This window comes from Natrarchaeobius versutus (genome assembly GCF_041205745.1).
GTDB classification, from domain to species: domain Archaea; phylum Halobacteriota; class Halobacteria; order Halobacteriales; family Natrialbaceae; genus Natrarchaeobius; species Natrarchaeobius versutus.
On sequence record NZ_JBGFCC010000001.1, the window covers coordinates 1,015,230 to 1,039,436 of the forward strand.

At 62.5% G+C, this 24,207-nt stretch carries 18 protein-coding genes; 12 read left to right on the forward strand and 6 right to left on the reverse strand.

What is annotated here, in order from left to right; all coding sequences use genetic code 11:
* Positions 1-219: 219 nt before the first annotated feature.
* Positions 220-1,089: a fumarylacetoacetate hydrolase family protein gene (locus AB7C87_RS04905; protein WP_369728278.1), complete on the reverse strand. Its 870-nt coding sequence runs from the start codon at positions 1,087-1,089 to the stop codon at positions 220-222.
* Positions 1,090-1,211: 122 nt separating this feature from the next.
* On the opposite strand from AB7C87_RS04905, the gene xacF reads away from it, so the two are divergent.
* The 3 genes from xacF (at position 1,212) to AB7C87_RS04920 (ending at position 4,975) form a co-directional block, all read left to right on the forward strand.
* Entirely contained in the window at positions 1,212-2,660 is a 1,449-nt protein-coding gene (gene xacF, locus AB7C87_RS04910) for a 2,5-dioxovalerate dehydrogenase (protein WP_369728279.1), read from the forward strand.
* Between the two features lie 102 nt (positions 2,661-2,762).
* Positions 2,763-3,965, forward strand: a complete 1,203-nt coding sequence (locus AB7C87_RS04915) for an ABC transporter ATP-binding protein (protein ID WP_369728280.1) — start codon at positions 2,763-2,765, stop codon at positions 3,963-3,965.
* Between the two features lie 317 nt (positions 3,966-4,282).
* Positions 4,283-4,975, forward strand: coding sequence for a hypothetical protein (locus tag AB7C87_RS04920; RefSeq protein ID WP_369728281.1), 693 nt, complete (start codon positions 4,283-4,285; stop codon positions 4,973-4,975).
* On the opposite strand, the gene AB7C87_RS04925 is transcribed toward AB7C87_RS04920, so the two are convergent.
* Both AB7C87_RS04925 and AB7C87_RS04930 read right to left on the reverse strand, forming a co-directional pair.
* A complete protein-coding gene (locus AB7C87_RS04925; RefSeq protein ID WP_369728282.1) occupies positions 4,972-6,621 on the reverse strand; it encodes a TCP-1/cpn60 chaperonin family protein in 1,650 nt (549 codons plus the stop codon). The genes AB7C87_RS04920 and AB7C87_RS04925 overlap by 4 nt on opposite strands.
* A gap of 86 nt (positions 6,622-6,707) precedes the next feature.
* Positions 6,708-6,899 (reverse strand): hypothetical protein, encoded by a 192-nt coding sequence (locus tag AB7C87_RS04930; protein WP_369728283.1) that lies wholly within the window; start codon positions 6,897-6,899, stop codon positions 6,708-6,710.
* 386 nt (positions 6,900-7,285) lie between these two features.
* On the opposite strand from AB7C87_RS04930, the gene AB7C87_RS04935 reads away from it, so the two are divergent.
* The 7 genes from AB7C87_RS04935 to AB7C87_RS04965 all read left to right on the forward strand — a co-directional run bounded on the left by AB7C87_RS04935 (position 7,286) and on the right by AB7C87_RS04965 (position 16,874).
* Entirely contained in the window at positions 7,286-8,863 is a 1,578-nt protein-coding gene (locus AB7C87_RS04935; RefSeq protein ID WP_369728284.1) for a sugar ABC transporter substrate-binding protein, read from the forward strand.
* Between the two features lie 43 nt (positions 8,864-8,906).
* Entirely contained in the window at positions 8,907-9,836 is a 930-nt protein-coding gene (locus AB7C87_RS04940) for a carbohydrate ABC transporter permease (protein ID WP_369728285.1), read from the forward strand.
* Positions 9,833-10,738: a carbohydrate ABC transporter permease gene (locus tag AB7C87_RS04945; RefSeq protein ID WP_369728385.1), complete on the forward strand. Its 906-nt coding sequence runs from the start codon at positions 9,833-9,835 to the stop codon at positions 10,736-10,738. Before AB7C87_RS04940 ends, AB7C87_RS04945 begins: the two co-directional genes overlap by 4 nt.
* A gap of 158 nt (positions 10,739-10,896) precedes the next feature.
* Positions 10,897-12,132, forward strand: coding sequence for a mandelate racemase/muconate lactonizing enzyme family protein (locus AB7C87_RS04950; RefSeq protein WP_369728286.1), 1,236 nt, complete (start codon positions 10,897-10,899; stop codon positions 12,130-12,132).
* Positions 12,133-12,668: 536 nt separating this feature from the next.
* Positions 12,669-13,712: a zinc-dependent alcohol dehydrogenase gene (locus tag AB7C87_RS04955; RefSeq protein ID WP_369728287.1), complete on the forward strand. Its 1,044-nt coding sequence runs from the start codon at positions 12,669-12,671 to the stop codon at positions 13,710-13,712.
* A gap of 106 nt (positions 13,713-13,818) precedes the next feature.
* Positions 13,819-15,264 (forward strand): MATE family efflux transporter, encoded by a 1,446-nt coding sequence (locus AB7C87_RS04960; protein ID WP_369728288.1) that lies wholly within the window; start codon positions 13,819-13,821, stop codon positions 15,262-15,264.
* A gap of 548 nt (positions 15,265-15,812) precedes the next feature.
* The gene (locus AB7C87_RS04965; protein ID WP_369728289.1) at positions 15,813-16,874 is read left to right on the forward strand and encodes an NAD(P)-dependent glycerol-1-phosphate dehydrogenase; all 1,062 of its coding nucleotides are present in this window, start codon (positions 15,813-15,815) and stop codon (positions 16,872-16,874) included.
* Between the two features lie 46 nt (positions 16,875-16,920).
* On the opposite strand, the gene AB7C87_RS04970 is transcribed toward AB7C87_RS04965, so the two are convergent.
* The 3 genes from AB7C87_RS04970 to AB7C87_RS04980 form a co-directional block, all read right to left on the reverse strand.
* On the reverse strand, positions 16,921-17,940 hold the full coding sequence (locus AB7C87_RS04970; RefSeq protein WP_369728290.1) for a lysylphosphatidylglycerol synthase transmembrane domain-containing protein: 1,020 nt from the start codon (positions 17,938-17,940) through the stop codon (positions 16,921-16,923).
* A gap of 25 nt (positions 17,941-17,965) precedes the next feature.
* On the reverse strand, positions 17,966-19,099 hold the full coding sequence (locus AB7C87_RS04975) for a M48 family metallopeptidase (protein WP_369728291.1): 1,134 nt from the start codon (positions 19,097-19,099) through the stop codon (positions 17,966-17,968).
* 102 nt (positions 19,100-19,201) lie between these two features.
* Positions 19,202-21,082, reverse strand: a complete 1,881-nt coding sequence (locus AB7C87_RS04980; protein ID WP_369728292.1) for a S9 family peptidase — start codon at positions 21,080-21,082, stop codon at positions 19,202-19,204.
* A gap of 437 nt (positions 21,083-21,519) precedes the next feature.
* Here AB7C87_RS04980 and AB7C87_RS04985 point away from each other — a divergent pair, with 437 nt between their 5' ends.
* Entirely contained in the window at positions 21,520-22,800 is a 1,281-nt protein-coding gene (locus tag AB7C87_RS04985; RefSeq protein ID WP_369728293.1) for a hypothetical protein, read from the forward strand.
* 284 nt (positions 22,801-23,084) lie between these two features.
* Positions 23,085-24,146, forward strand: coding sequence for a glycosyltransferase family 4 protein (locus AB7C87_RS04990; RefSeq protein ID WP_369728294.1), 1,062 nt, complete (start codon positions 23,085-23,087; stop codon positions 24,144-24,146).
* Positions 24,147-24,207 lie beyond the last annotated feature (61 nt).

Sequence of the window (24,207 nt, forward strand, 5' to 3'; positions counted from 1 at the left end):
CCGCGATCGATCGGGTCCGTTCGTCGCTACAGTGGTCACGTGTCGACCGATCTCAGTGCGTGACGACTGCTCCCCTTGTACGACGAGACGATTTTTCGTGGCGATCTCCCGGTACGATCGCAGGCTTCTCAGTTGTTCCAGCGACGATAGACAGTAGGCACTACGAACGATTCGCGACGGCGAACGTCGGCTCGAAAAACGAAAGAACCGTCCGCCGATCTATACTTCGACGACGGTGTTCGAAAGCGTTCCAATCTCCTCGAGACCGATCTCGATGACGTCGCCTTCCTCGAGCGTGAACCCTTCGTCGGGAACCAGCGAGGTTCCGGTGAGCAGGACGGAGACGTCGGGGACGACGTTGTGGGCGACGTAGCAGTCGACGAGTTCCTCGACGGATCGAACCATCTTGCCGGTGTTGGTCGACTCGTCGTAGCGGACCTCGCCGTCGCGGCTGATCGTCATCCACATCTCGAGGTCGTGGGGATCGTCGATCGAGTCGGCAGATCGGATGCAGGGGCCGATCGAACAACACCGGTCGTACACCTTTGCCTGGGGAAGATAGAGCGGGTTTTTCCCCTCGATGGACCGGCTACTCATGTCGTTGCCGATGGTGTAGCCGACGATCTCCTCACCCGAGAGCACGACGCCGAGTTCGGGTTCGGGAACGTCCCACTCGGAATCGGCGCGGATACCGACGCCGTCGCCGGGTCCGACCGTTCGGTCCGGCGTCGCTTTGAAGAAGACCTCGGGACGGTCGCTCTCGTAGACGTCGAGGTACATCTCCGGCATCGTACTCTCCGCTTTCCGAGCTTCCTCGCTGATGCGGTAGGTCACTCCTGCGGCCCAGACCTCTCCAAGGACCGGCGTCGATACCGAGCCGTTCTCGAGGACGTCGCTCGGAAGCGTCGGCGCCTCCTCGAGAAGGTCGTTTGCAACCGCGTCGGTCGAACTGTCGGTGATGGTAGAGGCACACAGGAGGTCGTCGAACGTCCGTAATCGGGGCGTTGTCGCAGTGAGGTCGTATACGCCTCCCGCCACTTCGACTGCGAGACGAGAGGTTCCCTCCTCACGGAGCTGATAGTAACGCATGTCGGTACCTCCACCATTAGGCTCCTGCATTATAGCTCTACTGCTCGTTTGCCAACGCGACCCGATCGGTGTGGGCACACGAAATCACAAGAATCGTATACCTGCGCCCCGTTGATTCGACCGTGACCGAACGCTACCAAAACTACGTTGACGGCGAGTGGATCGACGCCCAGACGAACGAGACGTTCGAGACGACGGATCCGGCAGCACCGGCGGAGGTCGTCGCCGAGTACCAGCAGTCGGACGAAGCGGACGCCGAGGCCGCCGTCGAGGCCGCCGCGGCCGCCCAGGACGAGTGGGCCGAGACCCCTGCGCCCCAACGCGGCGCCATCCTGCGCGAGGCGGGTTCGATCCTGGCCGACCGCAAAGACGAACTCACCGACCTACTCACCCGCGAGGAAGGAAAGACCCACGCCGAAGCCGGCGGTGAAGTTCAGCGTGCGGTCGACATCTTCTACTACTACGCGGAGAAGACCCGCGACCTCGGCGGCACGGTCAAATCCGCCAGCGGGCCACGGACGAACCTCTATACGGTCGACGAACCGGTCGGTGTCGCCGGATTGATCACCCCGTGGAACTACCCGATCGCCATCCCCGCCTGGAAGCTCGCACCCGCGCTCGCGACCGGCAACGCCGTCGTCCTCAAGCCCGCGAAGGTCGCACCCGGCGTCGCCGTTGCGCTCTTCGAGGCGCTCGACGAGGCCGGTCTACCCGACGGCGTCGCAAACGTCGTCACGGGTCCCGGAAGCACCGTCGGGAACACGCTCGTCACCCACGAGGACGTCGATGCCGTCTCCTTTACCGGCTCCGGCGAGGTCGGCCACATGGTCTACGATCAGGCCACCGACGACGGCAAGCGCGTCCAGACCGAACTCGGCGGAAAGAACCCGACCGTCGTGACCGACAGCGCCGACGTCGAGGAGGCCGCAGAGATCGTCGCCAACGGTGCCTTCGGGGTCACCGGCCAGGCCTGTACCGCCTGCTCCCGGGCGATCGTCCACACCGACGTCTACGACGAGTTCGTCGAGCGCGTCGTCGACCAGGCCGAATCGATCGAAATCGGCCCCGGCGACGAGTACGACATGGGCCCACAGGTCACCGAGAGCGAACTCGAGGGAACCCTCGACTACATCGAAGTCGCCGAACGCGAGGGTGCGACCCTCGAGACCGGCGGCGGCCAACCCGATGGCGACCGGTTCGGCGACGGCTACTACGTCGAGCCGACGGTGTTCTCGGGCGTCGATAACGACTTCCGCATCGCCCAGGAGGAGGTGTTCGGTCCCGTCCTCGCCGTGATCGAAGTCGAGGACTTCGAGGCCGGCCTCGCGGCCGCAAACGACGTCCAGTACGGTCTCTCGGCCTCCGTCGTCACGGACGATCACACCGAAGCCGAGCGGTTCGTTCGAGAGGTCGAAGCCGGCGTCGCGAAGGTCAACGCGAAGACGACCGGACTCGAACTGCACGTCCCCTTCGGCGGGTTCAAACGCTCCTCGAGTGAGACCTGGCGCGAACAGGGCGACGCGGGGATCGACTTCTACACGATCGAGAAGACGGTCTACGACGGCTTCTAACCGGCCGTCCGGACCGCCACGGCGATTTTCTCTCTCGATCCGAACCTCCGTTTCGGCGCTGACCCCAAAGAATATTAGGTGCTGATTGCGAACTGTGTGACGATGAGTTCGATCGAGTTCGATAGCGTGACGAAGGTGTACGACGGCGACATCGTCGCGGTCGAGGATTTCAACCTGACGATCGAGGGGGGCGAGTTTCTCACGTTGGTCGGGCCGAGCGGATCCGGAAAGTCGACGCTGTTGCGGATGGTCGCCGGCCTCGAAGAGATCACTGACGGGACGATCTCCATCGGCGAAGAGCGCGTCAACAAACTGCCGCCGCGCCACCGCGATATCGCGATGGTGTTCCAGAGCTACGCGCTGTATCCGCACCTCACCGTCCGCGAAAACATGGCGTTCGGTCTCAAACGCTCGACGAGCCTTCCCGACGAGGCGATCTACGATCGCGTCGAGGACGCCGCCGAACTGATGGGGATTCCGGAACTGCTCGACGACCTGCCCAAACAGCTCTCGGGCGGGCAACAACAACGCGTCGCGACCGGGCGCGCGATCGTTCGCGAACCCGCCGTCTTCCTGTTCGACGAACCGCTATCGAATCTAGACGCGAAGCTTCGAAAGCACATGCGGACCGAACTCCAGCGGATTCAACAGGAACTCGAGACCACGGCGATCTACGTCACCCACGATCAGGAGGAGGCGATGACGATGTCCGATCGCATCGCGATCTTGAACCACGGGGAACTCCAGCAGGTCGGGACGCCCCGCGAGGTGTACAACGACCCGAAGAACCTGTTCGTCGCCCAGTTCATCGGAAGCCCCTCGATGAACCTCTTCGAAGTGGGGTACGAACCGGGCGACGACGGTGGACGGCTCGTCGGCGACGTCGACATCGAGATCGGTCCCGAGCGGGCCAGACGGATCGAAGCCGTCGACGCCGAGCGGTTGAAACTGGGCATCCGACCCGAGCACGTAAGCGTCAGCCAGCGTCGCGAGGACGGTCACGTCGCGGCATCCGTCGACATCATCGAGCCACTCGGCGCTCGCGACCTGCTGTACTTCGAACTGGGCGAGGGAACGGGCGACGGGAGCCTCGTCACCGGAGACGCCGCCGCACTCGAGGACGATCAGACGGCGCCCGAGGCCGAAGTCGACGAGCGAAAGGCGTTCATCGAACCCGAGTCGATCCCCGAAGACGCCGCCGACGTCTTCTTGAACCTCGATCTCGAGCAGGCACACGTCTTCGACGCGGAGACTGGAACCAACGTGGCGTATCTCACTCGAGAGGAGACGGCGCCGGCGGCGTGAGACGGGTTACTGTCAGTCAGTTCCGGCGCACCCGCGAACTGGCGGCGGTTGCAACGGTGGACTTGCTATAGTACACGTTGAAAGTCATTGCACACCCGGTCACGAACATCGGTGGCCAGCCTCGGCTTCTTGCCGAGGCTGGCCGCTCGGCTGTGACCGGGTGTAAATCGTTTCAACGAGTACTATACACTCCTCCACCGAGACTCGTCTCACACGGTTCGACTCACCGCCGGGACATCGAGACAGGAATCCGTATGAGACGGGCGAATCCATGAGAAGAGCGCCACCTTTTTTATCGGATGGAGACAGATCCGAGTATGAGTCGTAGCGTCGATCCGGACCACCGGTCGTCGGGCTGGACGGTGCTCCGGCCGTGGCGAAAGCTACTGGGGGCGAACGATATCGACGGCGCGATCGCGGTCGTCCGCCGATACGGCTGGCTTCCGGCGCTGTTCGGACTCGCCGTTCACTCCCTCACTCGAGGCGCGTTCGAGTACGTAAGCGAGCCGTTTATCGTCGCCGAGGGGTACGTCTTCCCCGGTTGGCCGGCGGCGCTTGTCGTCAATCTCCTGTTCGGAGCGTTCGTCGTCGTCTTCTCCTGGTTTTGCTACTTCGGCCTGATCGGCGTCATTGCCGGGACGCTCTCGGACGATCACGTCATGGAGACGGACGTGTTCAAGATCGGAGGCTACCTGTTGACGGCGTTCGCCCCCGTCTTTCTCCTCGGGACGATACTGATCGCGACGGTTAGCGCCCCCGACGGCCTGCACGCGGAGGCGGTCTCCGAAAACGGAGCGGAGGCGGCCGAGTTCGCGATGACGTCGTACTCGTTCGTCTACGACACGCCACAGATGCACGCGGTTCGCATCCTCAAGGCCATCGCCTGGATCGTGATCGGATTCCTGATGTTGCCGATCGTCGGACGACTGTACGAGATCGACGAAAAGCGAAGCGTTCTGAGCGTTCTACCGGTCACGCTCGCAGGCGTCGTCTCCGCGTTTCTCTTCTAGGGTCTTCGCCCCGTCTCGGGATCGAACGGGAGCGAGGTATCGAAGATGACGGCGTCGACGGTCAGAAGCGAGTTCGCGAACTCGACGCTTCGGGCGAGGCTACTGGTCCGAACGAGCTGTGCGTCGAGGGCGTCGCCCGACGAGACGACGTCGGCGACGACCGTCCCCGTCGCGTCGATTCCCGCACGCCGCTGGCCGGCGTCGTGTCGGGCTCGCAGATCGGTCACGGCGTCGATCGGATCCTGCCCCGCGTTCCGCGCCAGCGTCCGCGGGATCGACTCGAGTACGTCGGCGAACCGGTCGACGGCGAGCTGTTCGCGCCCGTCGAATCGCGGGGCGAGTTCTCTGACTTCCCGGGCGGCGGCGACGTCGGCCGCGCCGCCGCCGGGCACTGCGATCGGCCGTTTGACCGCGGCGCGAACGGCGTTGAGTCCGACCTTGATGCGTCGCCTCGCTTCGTCGGCCGCGCGTTCGGTCCCGCCGCGAACGACCAGTCCGACGCTCCGGGGATCGACGCCGTCGGGGGCGGCGACCTCGAGCCACGTCCTGTCCTCGCCGGCCTCGCGAAGCCGGATCTTCCCCCGGCCGAACTCGTCGGCGGATGCAGGGGCAGTCGGCGTGACGGGGCCGCGAATCGAGGCGCCAGTGATTCGTGAGAGGCGGTCGACGTCGGATCGCTTGACGTTTCGGAAACAGGCGACACCTCGGTGTGCGAGTGCCGTTCCGATCGCGTCGGTGACGTCGCCGGTGACGAACACCGCCGTCGCGTTCGAGCGCGCGATGGCGTCGGCGATTCGGTCGCGCTCGCGTTCGCGCTCGTCGACGGCCGCGACGTCGTCGGCGTCGATCGTCACGGAACCGGCACGAATCTCGCGGGGCCCGAGCGAGCCTTCGACGAGGAGGACACCGCCTTCGCCGGGAAGAACGCGGTCGGCGACCATCGGCTCGTAGGCAAGGTGAGTTCCCGGGAACAACTCGGAGGAGGCGACGTCCCCGCCGGGAATCGTCTCGACGGAGACGTAGCCGAGGTGAACGCTGGCGCGCCGGGGCTCCCAGGCGTGGAGGACGGCGTCGACGACATCGTCGGCGAGGTGCTCGAGCGACCAGGCACCCGCCCGCCCGTTGGTCATCCCGCAGACGGCGATGCGTTCGAGTCGTTCCTCGTCGAATGCGTCCCGATGCCGTGGACGATCGGTGTCGGCGACCGGAATCCCCATCTCGTTCCAGACCTCGAGCGTGCGCTGGGCGCCGATCGAGAACCCCTCGACGACGGACGTCGGCGGGACGCCAGCGTCGATCAGATCGACGCCGGCCGTCAGCAGTTCACTCGCCAAGAGCGTCGTCGTGGTCGTTCCGTCGCCGACGTCGTCTTGGTGTTCCTCGGCGAGCGTAATGAACTGGTTCGCGATCGGGTTCTCCGTTTCCCCTTCGAACTCCGCTAAGATCGCGACGCCGTCGTTGCTGACGAACGTTCGAACGCTGTCGTCTTGCATTCGGCGAACGATCATCTTGTCGACGCCCATCGGCCCGAGGGTACTGCGTACGAGATCGCCCATCTGGCGAGACGCGCTTTGGATTCCGCGTCGCGTCTCCGTCGACGAGAGTCGTTCCACACTACCGACTGTACTCGAGCGTGATTCTGGCATCTTCCTGTGAGATCTCCCGTCGTGGTAGTAAACTCTTTCGCGGTGATGGGTTCCGCGGTCATCGAACGAACAATCCGGTTTCGCGGTCACCGAACGAGCAATCGATCGGCGACGATCGCGAACGCGATTAACAGAACGATGACGTACGCGAGTTCGAAGACGAGCCCCCACGCCTGCGTATAAATGTAGTAGACGCCGAGAGATGCGAGCGTTACGAAAGCGATTCCGAGTGCACCGGAGATACCGATCGTTCGGGACGAGACGTTTCCTACGACCATGCTCGTTCGAGGAATACGTCCGATCCCTAATAAGTGATCCCCCGTCGTCTCACGTTCGCGTCCCCCGTCGCCACTGGCGCCACGCCAGCGGTGGGTGGAAACCGTCGAAACGAGTCTCAGTGCTCGCACTCGAGCGGTCATACGGTTTGCTGTAACGATGTACCGGTTCGACCGCAGGATGGGTCACGGCCGCACCGGAAATGACTGACAGCAGACCGGATCAGTACTGGTCGTGCTGACCGTTGATTCGCAAGCGGGAGTGGGGTAACGTTCGACGACGACCCGTCGTACGGTGGACAGACGCCACCACAGATCGTCAGATCGGATGCCGTGCGCTTAATTCACAAAGATATAAATGGGATTATGGTCATTTACTGACTGGAACTATGTCAGGGACGAATGCGTCCGGTGCCACCAGTGCAAACAGTTCAGGACCCGACTCGCCCGCCGCGAGTTCCGAGTTCGATGCCGACGAACGGGCAGACGACGACTACTCCCGTCGGGGGTTTCTCGAGACGGCGGGCGCGATGGGTGCCGCAGGGGCGGCCGTCGGGCTATCGGGCTGTCTCGGTGAGGACGAGACCGAGACCACCAGTGAGCAGGACTTCGTCTGGTGGACGATGCGGGGGTACATCCCCGAAGAAACCGAAGCGATCGAGGAGACTGCGGCGGCGTTCGAAGACTGGACCGACGAGGAGGTCAACCTGACGACGAACGTCGTCACCTGGGACCAGGTCTTCGAGCAGTGGCAAGCCGCAATCCAGGGACAGAACGCGCCGAACGTCAGCGAGATGGCGAACGAACACGCCGTCGACTACGGCTCCTCCGGCGTCGTCCGGCCGAACACGGAGCTGTTCGAACAGTACGACGACTGGTACGATACGCCGTCGTTCTGGGGGAACTACGAGGGCGACGTCTGGGGCTTCCCGTGGTTCGTCGAGGTTCGAAACTTCTACGCGAACATGGACCTCCTCGACGATGCCGGGCACAACGACGTTCCCGAGACGTGGGAAGAGATGGTCGAGATGGCGATGGACGTCGAATCGGAGACCGACGAGACCGGGTTCACCTCCTCGGGTGCACAGGCGACGGGAACCGGCCAGGTCGTCTACGGCGCGACCGCACAATCCGGTGGATCGTTCTACGATCACGACGGCGAGGAGTGGTCCGTCGAGATCGACTCCCCGACGTCGCTGTTCGCTCACCTCTGGATGGCGAGCTTCCAAGAAGAGTGGGACATCGCACCCGGCGGCTGGGCGGGTATGGACGGCACCGACGCCGAACAGCTCTACCGGGAGGGCAACGCCGCGTTCATGATCAACAGCGGCGACGCCGCAAACGAGATGATCGACGACGGCGACGACGTCGCCGACGTGACCGAACTCTCGACGATTCCGGAGGGCCCGATGGGGACCAACTCGGCGTTCATGGGTGGAAGCTGTCTCTCCGTGTTCGACTCCGAGTACACCGAACACGACGTCGACGACGACCTCTCGCTGTCGTTCGTCGAGTACATGACCCTTCCCGACACGATGGAAGGCTACTTCCCACAGGCGACGCCGAACTTCCTGCCCGTTCGCGAAGCACAGGAGGAGATCGCTCCGTTCACCGAGAACACGACCGACATCCCCGACGAGTGGATCCAGACCCGCCTGGACCAGGCCGAACAGAGCGTCCGCTACGGCATCTCCGGTCCCGAACGGAACGCACCGTTTCTCGGCGACATGGAGTCGACGACGGACGCGTACTCGACTGCGATTTCGGGAATTCTCGGCGCCGACGAGGATCCCAAAGAGGCGGTCGTCAGCCTGGCCAATCAGGTCAGAGAGAGCGTCGACGACGAAGTTGACTACGACGTCGAGGAGAATACCGACGAACCGGAACTCGAGGACGTCCCGGACGAACTACAGGACTGGATCAGCGGCGACAACGGGACGCCCCAGATCTGGAACCCGTACGAGTAGGTGGCCGACCGATAGCTACCCGTAACCGCTGTATTTAGCACGAATGTCAACACGAATACAATCAATACGTGACACCGGACTCCCTCGAGAGTACTATCACTGGCTCTCGAAGGAAGGTTTCTGGGGGTGGCTCTTTCTCCTCCCTTCGTTACTCGTACTCGGATTAGTGAGCGTCTACCCGCTCGTCAGAGGAGTCTACCTCAGCTTCTTCGAGTACGACGGTATCGCCGACCCGCAGTGGGTCGGACTCGACCACTACGCATACATTCTCGGCTGGACCGAGTTCTGGGTCATCCTGCGTAACACGTTGGTCTGGGCGTTTGCGGCGGTCGTGATCATGGCGTTGATCGGACTCGGATTCGCGACCTTACTCAACCGGGATTTCCGTGGCCGGTCGATCGCGACGACGCTCCTGTTGCTTCCGTGGGCGATCCCGTTCATCTCGATCGCGTTGAACTGGCGATTGATGTACAACTTCGAACTCGGGCCGCTCAACGGGTTTCTTCGGATCACCGGAATCACCGAGGGACTGCCCTGGATCGCGAGCTCCCGCTATGCACTGTTCTCGGTGATGCTGGCGTGGGTCTGGCGGAACTTTCCGTTTTTCATGCTCACGTTCCTGGCGGGCATGAAGGGCATTCCCGGCGACCTCTACGAAGCCGCACACGTCGACGGCTCCTCGAGACTGGATTCGTTTCGTCACATCACGCTACCGTTTCTCCAGCCGGTCGCGATCGTGATGACGTTACTGATGAGCCTCTGGTCGCTCAACCACTTTACGCTCATCTACGTGATGACGAGTGGCGGCCCCGGCAACTCGTCGATGGTGTTGCCAGTCTACATCTACCGACGAGCGTTTCACCTGGGTGAGATGGGGCTGGCCAGCGCCATCGCCGTCGTCATGCTGATAGTGATGCTGACGTACGGACTGATCTATCTTCGGCTGTATCGAGAGGAAGTCGGAGGAAAATAACGATGGCTACTGATACACCCCCCATCACGGACGACGAATCGGGCGGTCTCCTCGCGAGATTCAGTGACCGGCAGGTCGAACTCGGGAAGACACTCGGGTTTCACGCGCTCTTGTGGTCGCTGATCGGGATCGTCCTGTTCCCGGTGCTCTGGATGGTCATCGTCTCGGTCAACCAGACTGCCTTCGAACCGCTCGTCGCCGACCCGCTCGGGTGGGCGTCGAACGCGAACCTCTCCGGGTATCGCGACGTCTGGAACGAATCGGACTTCCCGTACTGGCTTCGAAACAGCCTGATCGTCAGCGTCGGCGCGACGATTCTGAGCGTCGCGGTCTGTACCCTGGGAGCGTACAGCATCGGCCGGCTTCGATACCGGGGCCGGACCGTCATGGCCACGTTCCTGTTGGTCACGCAGATGTTCCCGGCGATACTGATCGCGATTCCGCTGTTTCTGGTCTTCCGGGACTTCGGGTTGTTCAACACGCTCACCGGACTCGTGATCGCGTACGTCGCGTTTACGCTCCCCTTCGCGATCTGGATGCTACGGGGCTTCTACGAGAACCTCCCCGAGTCGCTCGAGGAGGCCGCGATGATCGACGGAAGCACCAGGTTCGGTGCCGTCGTGCGGGTGATTTTACCGCTGTCGGCGCCGGCCATCGCGACGACGGCGATCTTCAACTGGGTGCTCGCCTGGAACGAGTTCGTCTTCGCGCTCGTATTGATCAACGACTCCGAGAAACAAACGCTCCCCCCAGGAATGGGGGAGTGGATCGGCCAACAGACGCTCAACTGGGACATGATGATGGCCGGTGCAATCGGCGCGACGATCCCGCTTCTGGTGGTCTTTCTCTTCCTCCAGAAGTACATCGTCAAGGGGCTAGCTGAAGGCGCCGTCAAGTCGTAACTCCCCTACCCCTACTTTCGCCACAACGTTCGGTCGCGTTTTCGGTCGGCTCGACTCGAGTCAATTCGTGAGCTTCCGACTCGAGGACGGTCGCTTGCCGTCGTGCGAGACGGCGACATGCCAAACGTGATATACCTGGCCGCGCATACGTCCGTCGTATGCCGAACTACCGGACCTTACGCGATCCGAACGCAGAGTATACGATGCGGGACCTCTCGGCGGAGACGATGAACCTCGACGCCGACCGCGGCCCGCGAGACGTCGAAATCACCGACGTCCAGACGACGATGGTCGACGGAAACTATCCGTGGATCCTCGTGCGCGTCTACACCGACGCCGGACTGGTCGGAACGGGCGAGTCCTACTGGGGTGGCGGTGACGACGCGATCATCGAGCGAATGACACCATTCCTCGTCGGCGAGAATCCTCTCGACATCGACCGACTCTACGAACACCTCGTCCAGAAGATGTCCGGCGAGGGCTCGATCTCCGGGAAAGTCATCTCGGCGATCTCCGGGATCGAGATCGCACTCCACGACGTCGCCGGCAAGATCCTCGACGTTCCAGCCTACCAACTCGTCGGCGGCAAGTACCGCGACGAGGTTCGCGTCTACTGTGATCTACACACCGAGGACGAAGCTAACCCTGTCGCCTGTGCCGACGAGGGCGAACGCGTCGTCGAGGAACTCGGCTACGACGCCATCAAGTTCGACCTCGACGTCCCCTCGGGCCACGAGAAAGATCGGGCGAATCGCCACCTGCGCGGCCCCGAAATCGATCACAAAGTCGAAATCGTCCGCGAAGTAACCGAACGCGTCGGCGACCGCGCCGACGTCGCCTTCGACTGTCACTGGTCGTTTTCGGCCGGCTCCGCGAAACGTCTTGCTCGCGAACTCGAGCCCTACGACGTCTGGTGGCTCGAAGACCCGGTGCCGCCGGAAAACCACGACGTCCAGCGTGAGGTGACCCAGTCGACGACGACGCCGATCACCGTCGGCGAGAACGTCTATCGGACCCACGGACAGCGCCGCTTGCTCGAGGAGCAGGCCGTCGACATCATCGCACCAGACCTGCCCCGCGTCGGTGGCATGCGCGAGACGCGGAAGGTCGCCGACCTCGCCGATCTGTACTACGTCCCGGTGGCGATGCACAACGTTGCCTCGCCGATCGGAACGATGGCGAGCGCTCAGGTCGCCGCGTCGATCCCGAACTCGCTTGCCGTCGAGTACCACTCCTACCAGCTCGAGTGGTGGGAGGATCTGGTCGAAGAGGACGGACTCATCGAGGACGGCTACATGGAGGTTCCGGAGAAACCGGGCCTCGGTCTCACGCTCGATTTCGACGCCGTCGCCGAGTACATGGTCGAGGGCGAGGAACTGTTCGACGAGGAGTAACCCGGCCGATCGACGCCCCCCTCGAGTTCGAGCTCACCGATCTCGACCCTTCTTTCGACTCGTTTCGAATCCGATGAGTGACAACCGTCGAAGTCGAGCCACCTCGAGGACGACGACGGCGAGTCGATGCGAACGCTCGAGTGCTCGCCCTACCGATTGTCGGATTCCGTTCAATTGCATCTCGAGCGAAATGGGGACATCATAAGACCCGTTCTGTTCTCTAAAAATGGATTCTATTCTCCAGAAGAAAACAACCTGTGCTATCAATTAACATTCTCGGAGTACCGACGGAATACGAGAACCGTCCAAAACCGGCTACAGGCCAAATATATGGTGGCATTACATCCATACTCTTGTAAAACCTGGTGTGTTCGGATACTGAATGGAGCTGTCCTATAGAAGAACAGTCGTTCTTCTCATTAGAAAACAGTTTTCTGCAGACCAACCAACTACGAGAACTACACCGAGTCCAACCGATATCGATGCGGTCCCGAGCGAAACAGCAGAACTTTACTGCCCACCGACGACGTACACCCATGCAGACACTCGCGAAGACGGCTCGAGCGTACGGCGAGTTAACTCTCATCGATCGCGACCGGCCGACGCCGGCGAGCGACGAGGCGTTGATCGAGGTGGAGTACGCCGGCCTCTGTGGGAGCGATGCCGGGATCTACCGGTTCAAATCGGCGTTCGAACGGATGTCGCTTCCGACCGTCATCGGCCACGAGTACGCCGGACGGGTCGTCGAAACCGGAGAGAGCGTCCGATCGGTGTCACCGGGCGACCGCGTCGTCGAGCGGCCGATTCGGGGTTGTGGAGAGTGTTATCAGTGTAAAATCGGCGAGGAGAACGTCTGTCAGGACGCCACTATCACGGGTGTCGACCACGACGGCGCGTACGCCCCCTACATCGCAGTCCCCGAGCGCGCACTCCAGCGAGTCGACGACGACATCGATCCCCGCCACGCCGCGCTCGTCGAACCGACGAGCATCGGCGCTCGAGCCGTCGTCGAAAACTCACGGATCGGTGCCGGCGATCGCGTGTTGGTGGCCGGTCCCGGTCCGATCGGCCTCCTGACGGCACAGATCGCGGACGACCAGGGCGGCGAGGTCGTCGTCGCCGGCGTCGAAAACGACGCGAGCGATCGACTGCCGCTCGCGGCCGAACTCGGGTTTCGAACGTGCAACGTCGACCGAGGCGACCTCGAGACGGCCCGTGAGGAGCTAACGAACGGGGTCGGCTACGACGTCGTCTTCGATACGACCGGCCACCCATCGGGACTGACGATGTCAGTCGAGGAGGTCCGAAAGGGCGGGCAGATCGTGCTGGTGGGCCAGACCGGCGAGACGACGATGGCGTACTCGCCGCTGGTCCGCGCCGAGATCGACCTCCAGTGTTCGTACGCCTCGACCTGGGAGGACTTCGAGCGGTCGATTCGACTCATCAGTTCCGGGGCCGTCGACCTCGAGACGATACTCGACGATCGGTTCTCGTTGCTCGAGGCCGACGAGGCCTTCGAGACGTTTCTCGCGGGCGAGACCTGCAAACCGGTGTTCGACGTAAGCGTACTCCGGGAGTAACAACTCGAACGCACTCCGTCGCGTTCAGTCGGCTCCGGTCAGGCGGCCGGCTTTGCCGGCTAGCGAACATCCTTACACGGTGGCTCGAAACGACGGCGTGTCTTCGGTGTCACGGTTCCCGAACCCCCTCGCGGCAGTCGTCCTGGCGATCGGCCTCGGCCTCGCGCGCCTCGGTGTAATCGATCGTGAGCGTGCCGTCCGCACGACCGAACTCGCGTGGCCCCGTATCGTCACCGGCCTCGCCCGGATGTCGAAAAGCGTCGTCGACGTCGCGATGGTCGGCGTCGCGGTGGGAACGTCGGCGATCGCGGGCGTCGGCTTCGCCGGCCCGTTCTGGGGGCTCGCGTTCGCACTCGGCGGTGGCGTCGCGGGGGGAACACTCGCACTCGTCTCACAACGGTACGGCGCCAACGCGGACGACCAGCTGGGGATCGCCGTTCGTGCGAGCACCGTGTTGGTCGTCGCGATCAGCGTCCCGGTGACGGTCGCGTTCTGGCTGTTCCCCGTCGAACTCGTCTCGCTGTTGAGCGATAACCGACGCGCGGTCGAATACGGCGCTACCTACCTGCAGATCGTCGGGCTCGGCATTCCGCTGGCTGGGTTGAATCTCGTCGGAAGCCGAACGCTCGTCGGCGTCGACGACGCCTACACCGCGATGCAGGTTCGGGCCGGCGGCGCGGTCGCCAACATCGGTCTGAACGCCGTGTTCATCTTCGGCCTCGAGTGGGGTGTTGCCGGCGCGGCGGTCGGGACCGTCCTCGCGAACGTCGCCGTCACCGCCGTCTTCGTCGTCGGACTCGTCTCCGGATCCGTACCGGGCATCGGCCGGTTTCCGATCCGGATAACGCCGGTCGGAACGTACGTCGACGGCGAGACGATCCGCGACCTCTGTCGCATCGGCCTGCCGATCGGCGCACGAAACCTCGTCTGGACCGTCGCCGAATTTCCCATGTTCGCCGTCCTCGACGTTTTCGGCGAGAACACCGTCGCCGCGTTCGTCATCGCGCGCCGTATCTGGGCGCTCATGAACGCTCCCGGCTGGGGGTTCGGCCTCGCGTCCTCGAGTCTCGTCGGGCAAGCGCTCGGCCAAGACGACGAGCGGACCGCGACGCTTTACGGCCGGGACATTATTCGCTTCTCGGTCGCGACGTACGTCGTCTCGGCGATTCTCGTGGCGATCTTCGCCGAACAGATCGTCGTCCTGTTCGCCGACGATCCGACCAGTCCGGAGATACCGATCGCCGTCGATCTAGTCTACGCCGCCTGCGTCGCCGTCGTCTTTCAGGGTGTCGGTGGCGCGGCCGCGGGGCCACTCGACGCGAGCGGCGATACTCGCGTCCCGTTCGCGAGCCAGTTTCTCGGCGTCTTCTTCGGTGCGATCCCGCTTGCATACCTCGGAGCCACGACGGCACTCGGTTACTGGGGGCTGTACCTCGCCTTTCTCGCGGAAGCGAGCGTTCCGGCGGCGATCAACTACTGGCGGTTCCGACTCGGAAAGTGGAAGACGATCAGCGAAGCGTATCGCCCAGAGACACCGACTGCGGACGACTGAGACGAGAAATACGACGATCGTCGTAGAAACATTTTAGTGTTCGACGATAGTATCGGCTGTATGGAGTTTGACTGCCCGCACTGTCCCGCACAGATTTCTCTTTACAACCGGTCGTTCCGGTGTCATCGCTGTGGATACACGCCGAAACACGGAGCCGACTGATTCGGATACAGACACGGTCGACGCCGGTCACTCGAGAGTTACTCAAAGATAGTATTTTAGAGAGGTTTTATAAATAATAAAAAAGTTATCATTACCGCCATACACCTCCAAGTTGAGTTGTAATTATGATTTCCAATTGCACTCCAAATTACCAGTTATAGTCCCAAGATATTGTAGTAAAGTGTTTATTCCCTCAAAAATTCCCCGGTTGCAACCGGTATCGAACCCCTTCGAGGGCTACGGCTATCTTAGTACAGTTATTCCACATAGGCATAAATCATACATTTCTACCGGTCTAAGGGCTATTCTGGTTTCCGCCGATCCCCGTTAGCCGGTCTCGGGCGAGCGGATAAACACGTATGGTTCGCGAGTGTGTCACCCCACGTATGTTCGAGAAATCGAAGTGGATACGACTGCCGCGAAACGTCGTCGTCGGCCACGGCGTTCGGTCGGCGGTCGTCGACACGGTCGACGATCTCCACCTGCAAGGGCGGCCGTTGCTCGTGACGAGTCCGACGCCGCGGGAAGTCGTGACGAACTCGATCGCCACCGACTTCGAAGCGGCGGGAACGGACCCCATAACCGTGACGGTCGAATCGGCCACGTTCGACTCCGTCGAGTCGGTAATCGAGGCCGCAGAGGGAGAGGACGTCTCGTATCTCGTCGGTGTCGGCGGCGGGAAGGCGATCGACATCGCGAAGATGGCGAGCGAACACCTCGGAATCGGGTTTCTCTCGGTTCCGACCGCGGCGAGCCACGACGGTATCGTCAGTAATCGTGGTTCCGTTCCCGACGGCAACACCCGCCACAGCGTCGCCGCCGAACCGCCCCTAGGCGTCGTCGCGGACACCGAAATCTTGGCCAACGCGCCGTGGGAGCTGACGACCGCCGGCTGTGCCGACATCATCTCGAACTACACCGCGGTGATGGACTGGCGCCTCGCGAGGCGACTCAAAGACGTCGAGTACTCCGAGTACGCCGCCGCGCTCTCGGAGATGACCGCCGAAATCCTCGTCGACAACGCCGATCTCGTCCGTCCCGGCCTCGAGGAGTCGGCCTGGATCGTCACCAAGGCGCTGGTCTCCTCGGGCGTCGCGATGAGCATCGCGGGCTCCTCGCGGCCTGCTAGCGGGGCGGAACACCTCTTTTCCCACCAACTCGATCGGCTCGCACCCGACGCCGCCTTACACGGCCACCAGGTCGGGGTCGGCTCGATCATGACTGCCTACCTTCACGGCGGCGAGCGTGGCTTCTGGCGGGACATCCGCGATGCGCTCTCGAGCATCGACGCGCCGACGACCGCCGGCGAACTCGGCATCGACGACGACACGGTGATCGAGGCCCTGACCACTTGCCACGAGATCCGGGATCGCTACACGATCCTCGGCGACGGGATGAACGAACGCGCGGCCCGAGAGGTCGCGACGAAGACCGGCGTCATCGGCTGAGACGTGCCCTCTCCTCGTCTTCGAGCGAGTTCTCTGGAGACTACCGTCAGGTTCGAACGCGCTGGGTCCCCGCGACGGACGCCGCGGCGGCTCCACAGCCGGCGATCGCGAGGTGCGTCCAGTAGGTCGTCAGCCGATAGAGAATCGCCGCGGCGGTCGCGACGCCACCGGAGACGCCCGCGGTCGCGACGAGCAGGCTCGCGAGGACGACTTCGATCCCGCCGCTCCCGCCCGGCAGGGGAACCACCCCGCCGAAGGAAGCGAGCGGCGCACAGACGAGCACCAGCGCGAGCGGGACGTCGACGCCGAGTGCGAGTAAGCTGAAGTAAAGCGGCAACGCGTTGAACACCCATCCGACGGTCGTAATCCCGAACGCCACCGCCAGCGTCCGGCGAGACGCCTGAATCGTCTCGAGCGTGGCGAAAAAGCCCTCGATCCGACCGGTGAGCGTTCCTCGCACGTCCCCGAGCCTGGGGACGCGACCGACCGCCGCTTCGAGGGTCTGGGCGACGTGTAAGGAAACGGTTCGTGCGACACCCTGGTGGAAGACGACGACGATCACGCCCGCAACGACCAGCCCGCCGCCGCCGGCGACTGCGATGCTCCGAGTGACCGGGTTCGCCGTGGCGCCGGTCATCGCCGCGTACGCGACGAAGCCGAACACGGCGACGATCAAACTTCCGAGTACGTTGAATCCCTCCGTGGCCGCGACGGCCGCGAGGTTGTCTTCGAACTCCGAGTCGGAGTTCGCCGAAAGCAAGTACGCAGTGATCGGCGTTCCCGTCGACCGACCCCAGGGGAGGGCGCTCCTCGCGAAGTATCCCGAGAGGAACGCCGATCCAAAGGCGATGCCGCGGGCGCTCCCCGAAACCGGCTCGAGCAACCGCCTGAGCAACAACCCGCGAAGCGCGAGCATCACGAATCCGGCGACGACCGCGAGCGTGAGCGCGACCGGATGGGCCGTCCGAACGTTCGCGACGACCTCGCTCCAGCCGACGCTATACATCAAGAGGGCGACGACGACCACCGCGATCGTCAGTCCTCCGACGGCTCGCCGCCAGCGCATACTGACCGGTAAGACAGTCCTCGAGTTAAACGTGTTCGTCTGAACTACACGGTCGGGAACCGTCGCGAACAGATTGCGGGGAAGGACGTTCCTCGAGGGCGTCGAGCCGTCGCTCGAGAGACGGATATTCGTAGAAGAGTTCGGTCATTCCACCGTGTCGTTTCGGAACCAGATCTAGCTCGTAGAGTCGTTCTACCGTGTTCGCCGTCTCGGTCGGGGACGTCACCGCGGCCGCGAAGGCGTCGGCCTCGAACTCGTGGTCGATGGCACGATTGCTGTTGTAGACCACGACGAGAATCGTGGCGAGAAAGAAGAGCGGAGCCCACACGCTCACACGGAGGAGTGTCGCAGTAGCGAGCGCGTATCCACTCCAGCACACCGCCGACCCCAGCGCCTGCCGGCGCAGGTGGCCGTTGTTCAGATGACCGAGTTCGTGCGCGACGATCGACTCGAGTTCGCGTTCGGAGAGGGTTTCGATGGCGGCTTCGGTGACGTAAATCGCCCGCCTGCCCGGGAGAATTCCGCTCACCATCGCGTTCGAGTTCGACACCCTGCTCATGACGCGAAATCGGACCTCGCCGAACCCCGTCTCGGCCGAAAGCGCCCGTAATCGACGCTCGAGGTCCGACGGAAGTTCCGTCGTCTCGGTCGTCCACTCGGTGAGCAACGGACCTGCGGCGTGAAAGGTGACGACACCGAGGGCGACGAGACAGACGGCGGCAAGCGGCGCGGTCCCCAGTGCGACGAGAGCGAGTGCAGCGCCACCGAACCAGACAGATCCCTGGAGCAGTACGGACCGAACCGCATCCCGCGGCGACTCGAGACCCGCATACTCGAGCAGACCAAACGCCGAGAGGACGACCACGTGAGCGGAACCGAGAACGACGCCCGCAACTGCGAGCGATCCCACGAACGCCACCGCGTGTCTCGGCCCGCTCGGAAGGGTAAAAATGCCGTACCCGAGCAACGCGACACCGGCGCCGACCCAGAGCACCGAGTAGAGGCCCGCAATTCCCTGGATGCGCTCGACGATCGTCTCACCCTCCGCGTCGCGGACGACGAACGGGAGATACCCACTCGAGAGGACGGTGACGAGTAGGAGCCACCCGAATCCGCTCGCTACGACGATCCGAACCGGCGGGTACGAGAGGTCGATCATCGGGTCGGTCCTCCCGGAGGACGGGTGTCGAGTCGGTCGCGTTCACTTCTCGCGTTTCCAGCGATGTCCATTGCGACTAAATCGCCCCCGCCACGCCATATATTAAACGTGTTCGTCGAGGAAATCAGCGATTGCGGAGTAGGCTTCGATGCGATTTTCGAGTTTCGAGAAGCCGTGGCCTTCGTCGTCGAAGATCAGCTTCCGGACGGGGACACCCTGCTCTTTTGCCTGTTCGGCGATCTGTTCTGCCTCGCCGACCGGCACCCGTGGATCGTTCTCGCCGTGGAGGACGAAAAGCGGCGCCTCGATGTTCCCGACGTTGTTCGTCGGCGAAATCTCCTCGAGGAACTCGCGGTCGTCCTCGAGCGAACCGTACTCCGCTTCACGGAGTTCCCGACGCCAGTCGCCGGTGTTCTCGAGGAACGTGACGAAGTTCGCGATGCCAACGACGTCGATTCCCGCGGCCCAGAGGTCGGGGTACTCCGTCAGCGCCGCCAGTACCATGAATCCACCGTAGGAGCCGCCTTTCGCGGCGATTCGGTCGGGGTCGACCGCGGGATGGTCCTGGAGCCACTCGACGCAGGCCTCGATATCGGCGACGGAATCCATTCGCTTCTCGACGTCGTCCAAGGAGGCGTAGTCAGCGCCGTACCCCGCGGAACCACGGACGTTCGGCTCGAAGTACGCGTACCCGCGATCGACGAAGTACTGCTTGACGGAAGAGAAAGACGGTCGGCGCTGGCTCTCGGGGCCGCCGTGGATGTCGACGATGACCGGAGCGCCGTTCTCGTGTTCGGGTTCGCCCGTTTCGGCCGCGTCGCTCGGAAGCGTGAGGAAGCCGGGAACCGCCAGCGAGTCGAAGCTCTCGACGTGAACGAGTTCGGACTGGTCGAACGTCTCCCGTGGGATACCCGCCGTTGGTGCGGCGGTCCACCGTTCGGCTTCGCCGGTCTCGGCGTCGTGTGAGCCCGTCGCACTGCCGGCGGAACGTCGTTCCTCGATGTCGACGACGAAGACGTTCGTGTTCACCGAATCGCCGCTGGTCGACACCGCGAAGCGTTCGGCGTCGGCTCCGAAGCTCACCCCGCCGGCGACGCCACCCGGCAGATCGGGTTGGGGGAACGTCTCGAACGCGGTCGGCACCTCGTCGTCGAGCTCGCCGACGGTCAACTCGGTGTATCCCTCGACGTTCTGGGAGTAGACGAATCGACCGGTTTCGTCGTCCAGCGCGATGCCGTCGACGTTCCAGCCATCGCCATCGGTAACCGTCTCGAGATTGCCGGTTGCTACGTCGAGGTAGGCGAGATAGAGGGTATCCGCGTCCCCGTGATCTGTGACGAGGTAGATACCTTCGCCGTCAGGTGCCCAGCTCGCGCTCTGGTAGCGGACGTCGCCCTCGTGGGGAGTGAGGTGGTCAAGTTCCTCGGTCTCGAGGTCGAGAATGTACAGGTCCTGATCGAAGTTCGAGTACGCCTGCGACACGAGCAGACGCGAGTCGTCCGGGCTCCAACCGGCGAGCGAGAGCCAGCCTTCTCCCTCGTAGACCAGTCGAGCGTCGTCGCCGGTTTCGTCTCGACCCTGGACGTAGACGTCGAAAACGGACTCCTCACGGCGGTTCGAGGTGAACGCGAATCGTTCGCCGTCGTGGCTGAATCCGCCCCACCGATGTTTGGCGTCGGGCATCGCCGTCAGGTTCTCGATCGCTCCGGTTTCGGCGTCGAGGCTGAACAGTTGTGCCCGTTCGTTGCCGCCTTCGTCCATCCCGAAGATCAGTTCGGGACGCTCGGGCGACCACGTCGCAAACGTCACCCGTTCGTCGTAGAACGTTCGCTGTTCGGGCCACTCTTGTGAACCCTGGAGCGTCCAGACCTGGGACGTGCCGGTCGTATCCATCAGAAACGAGAGGCGGTCGCCGTCGGGACCGAACGACGCGCCGTAGGCGCTTCGAATGTTGAGATAGCGCTCGATGTCGTACGAGACCATACCGGGAACACACGGTCCGGCTCAGTAGTCGTTTGGATTTCGACGACCCGGTACGTGGCGGGTGGACGGACTGGTAGTAACGATCAATATCACACACCCAGGAATATCGTGTCGGCTTCGGCACCAGTGAATTGGCCGTTGAACCGAGCTTACTACCTGGTTTCGAGCCCGTTCGGCCTCTCGAAACGCCACCGGTAGCTTCGAGTTACTGTTACACGACCGCCAATACGAGCTTAGACACCCCTTCGTTTCTCCCGAATAGATATGAAAGCATGCCGCACGAATCGATTACTGGTCGACCGAAAGTCATCAGCTGTCTGACGTCCATAACAAAGAGTCGAAGACGCATGTGGTCTCGCGCTGTATACGATATGAGAGACAGCAAGACACCGAGTACGAACTGGGGAACAGTACGACCGACGTCGGCGAAATCGTGGATGACGATCGTCCTCATCATCGCAGTCGTCGTCGGAATGACCGTCGCCTCGAGTGGCGCTATGGCTGGTTCGACCGATACCGACCGGAACCAGTACGACGAACTCGTCGTCACCGATCACTGCGACGAGGAGGCGAACCACCTCTCGATCGAGAACCCGAACGGCGAACCGGTCGAACTGACGCTCCACTGGTCCGGCGACCAGTCGGCGATACAGATACAGAGTGACGGATCACTCGAGACACACGTCCAGGCCGAGTCCACGAGTGATTCTGCGTCAGAATCGACCTACAGCCTCACCACGTTGGTTCCCGCGGATGAGACCGTGACGTTCGTTGGCGTCGACGACGGCACCTACGAACTCTCTGCGAGCGCCAACGGTGAGGACGTTTCCCTAGACCACACCGAAGTCACCCTCGAGTGTGGTTCGAGTGGCGACGGGACGATCTCCGTGCTGACGAGTGCCCACCTCGAGAACAGCGGCGTCGATGAGAAGGCCGGTGATGCGGTTGCATCGACCGGTCCGACCAACGACAAAGATTACGACGAAACGGTTGAGAAACCCGACGAAGACGACGACAAAGACCAAAAAGCGCAGAAAGCTGAGAAAGACGGCGATGATGAGGAAGCGCTACTTCTGGTCGACGAGGTCGACGATGAGAAGGCTGAAAAGCCCGACAAAGATCACGACGAGAAGGCTGAGAAAGACGACGATGGTGAGAAAGCGGTACTTCTGGTCGACGAGGTCGACGATGAGAAGGCTGAAAAGCCCGACAAAGATCACGACGAGAAGGCTGAGAAAGACGACGATGTCGAGAAAGCGGCTCTTCTGATCGACGAGGCCGACGACGGGAATGATAAGGAACCCGACACGGTCGAGAAAGACGACAAAGACCAGAAGGCTGAGAAACCCGATGACGACGGTGACGAGAAAGCGGCTCTTCTGATCGAGGAGACGGATGAAAAGAAGCTCGATAAAGGAGACAAGAACGACAAAGACGATAAATACCAGAATGATAAGAAGGGGGACCATTACGATGACGAAGAGGCGACTCTGCTGATCGATGAGGTTGATGACGAGAAGGCTGATAACGATCATAAAGAGAAGAAACCCGACGCCTATAATGACGAGGAAGCGGCCCTTCTGATTGACGAGACGGATGAAAAGAAGTCCGATAAGGACGACAAAGACGACAAAGACGACAAGGATCAGAAGTCCGATAAGGACGACAAAGACGACAAGGACGATAAGGACGAGAAACCGTCGAATGGTGACGAGTAATCTGGTTGATCCAGCCCTCAACAGCATCGTCGGCTCGAGGGCACATCCACGATCCGTCCGTGGATGTAACAGAGTCGGCCGGTGACCACCGATAGAAGCCACTGAATGGCTTGTACACCCGCTCACGATAATCCGCCCGAAGACCAGTCCGTTCGGTCGGTCTTCAGGCGCTGACTGTGAGCGGTGTACAAATCGATTCAGTTGTGACTATCCTCGAGTCGGTCGTGACGTGGAACCGACCGAAAGAAGTGACTTTTTATCCCATCGTTGCGTCCCGCTTGCATATGCGCGTCGCGTTCGTCTCGTTCGAGACCGTACACCACCGGGATTCCGAGGCGAACCGACGACTCCACTCGGTCCTCGAGTTACTGGACGAACGGGATCACGACGTCCACGTATTCTGTGCACGGTTCTGGGAGGCCGACGTGCCAACGTTCGAGCGCGACGACGTGACGTATCACGGCCTCTCGTCGGGACTCGAGTCGAAATGGTCGTTTCTCGCACGTCTACCCGGCGCGATCACGTCGTTCGATCCCGACGTCGTTCACGCAGGTGCGAATCCACCGGAACAGGTGGTTTCGGCCAGCCTCGGCGGTAAGCTGGCGGGTGCACCCACGTTTCTCGAGTGGCACGGAGACGGCGGCATCGAGAACACCTGGTGGAACCGCCGAGCGGGCCGGTGGGCTGACCGGATCGTGACGCCCTCCGAGATGGTGGCGACCTGGGTCCGGGAACTGGGCATCGGGAGCAAAGTTATCTCGGTCGTCCCGGACCCGGTCGATCTCGATCGAATTCGAGAGACCGAGCCGGACGACTCCGTCGACGTGGCCTACGCCCGCCGACTCGACGAGGAAGCCAACCTCGAGAGCCTGTTTCTCGGGCTCGCCGAACTCCGGGGTCGAGACTGGCGAGTAACCGTTGTCGGCGACGGCCCCGAGCGTCCGGTGTACGAACGGCTCGCGAGCGATCTCCGGATCGACGAGCGGATCACCTTCGCCGGCGACCTGCCGCTCGAAGAACGGATCGCCACCTACCGTGGCGCACACGTCTTCGCCCAGACGGCCGAACACTGCGTGTTTCCGACGGAGATGCTGTGGGCACTGGCCTCGGGCTGTATCGGCCTCGTCGAGTACCACACCGCCTCGAGCGCCCACGAACTCGTCGAAGGCTGGGACCGGGGCTTTCGGACGACCAGCGAGGAGGAACTCGCCGACGCCATCCTCGCGGCGGGAGACCTCGAGCGTCGCGACTACGACGAGACGTTCGCGGAGTACGACAGGGACGCCGTCCGTGACCGGTATCTCTCCGCCTACCGTTCGCTCCAGGACTCGTCTGGATTCCTCTAATCCCTCGACGATCGAGTCCGCTCGGCCGAACCGACGGTCCTGCCACAACGCTCATATGTCG

Coding starts and splice junctions, on each gene's coding strand:
- AB7C87_RS04905 (WP_369728278.1), bottom strand. CDS start 1,089: ATGCGTTACTATCAGCTCCGTGAGGAGGGAACCTCTCGTCTCGCAGTC.
- AB7C87_RS04915 (WP_369728280.1), top strand. CDS start 2,763: ATGAGTTCGATCGAGTTCGATAGCGTGACGAAGGTGTACGACGGCGAC.
- AB7C87_RS04920 (WP_369728281.1), top strand. CDS start 4,283: ATGAGTCGTAGCGTCGATCCGGACCACCGGTCGTCGGGCTGGACGGTG.
- AB7C87_RS04925 (WP_369728282.1), bottom strand. CDS start 6,621: ATGCCAGAATCACGCTCGAGTACAGTCGGTAGTGTGGAACGACTCTCG.
- AB7C87_RS04930 (WP_369728283.1), bottom strand. CDS start 6,899: ATGGTCGTAGGAAACGTCTCGTCCCGAACGATCGGTATCTCCGGTGCA.
- AB7C87_RS04935 (WP_369728284.1), top strand. CDS start 7,286: ATGTCAGGGACGAATGCGTCCGGTGCCACCAGTGCAAACAGTTCAGGA.
- AB7C87_RS04940 (WP_369728285.1), top strand. CDS start 8,907: ATGTCAACACGAATACAATCAATACGTGACACCGGACTCCCTCGAGAG.
- AB7C87_RS04950 (WP_369728286.1), top strand. CDS start 10,897: ATGCCGAACTACCGGACCTTACGCGATCCGAACGCAGAGTATACGATG.
- AB7C87_RS04955 (WP_369728287.1), top strand. CDS start 12,669: ATGCAGACACTCGCGAAGACGGCTCGAGCGTACGGCGAGTTAACTCTC.
- AB7C87_RS04965 (WP_369728289.1), top strand. CDS start 15,813: ATGTTCGAGAAATCGAAGTGGATACGACTGCCGCGAAACGTCGTCGTC.
- AB7C87_RS04970 (WP_369728290.1), bottom strand. CDS start 17,940: ATGCGCTGGCGGCGAGCCGTCGGAGGACTGACGATCGCGGTGGTCGTC.
- AB7C87_RS04975 (WP_369728291.1), bottom strand. CDS start 19,099: ATGATCGACCTCTCGTACCCGCCGGTTCGGATCGTCGTAGCGAGCGGA.
- AB7C87_RS04980 (WP_369728292.1), bottom strand. CDS start 21,082: ATGGTCTCGTACGACATCGAGCGCTATCTCAACATTCGAAGCGCCTAC.
- AB7C87_RS04985 (WP_369728293.1), top strand. CDS start 21,520: ATGACGATCGTCCTCATCATCGCAGTCGTCGTCGGAATGACCGTCGCC.
- AB7C87_RS04990 (WP_369728294.1), top strand. CDS start 23,085: ATGCGCGTCGCGTTCGTCTCGTTCGAGACCGTACACCACCGGGATTCC.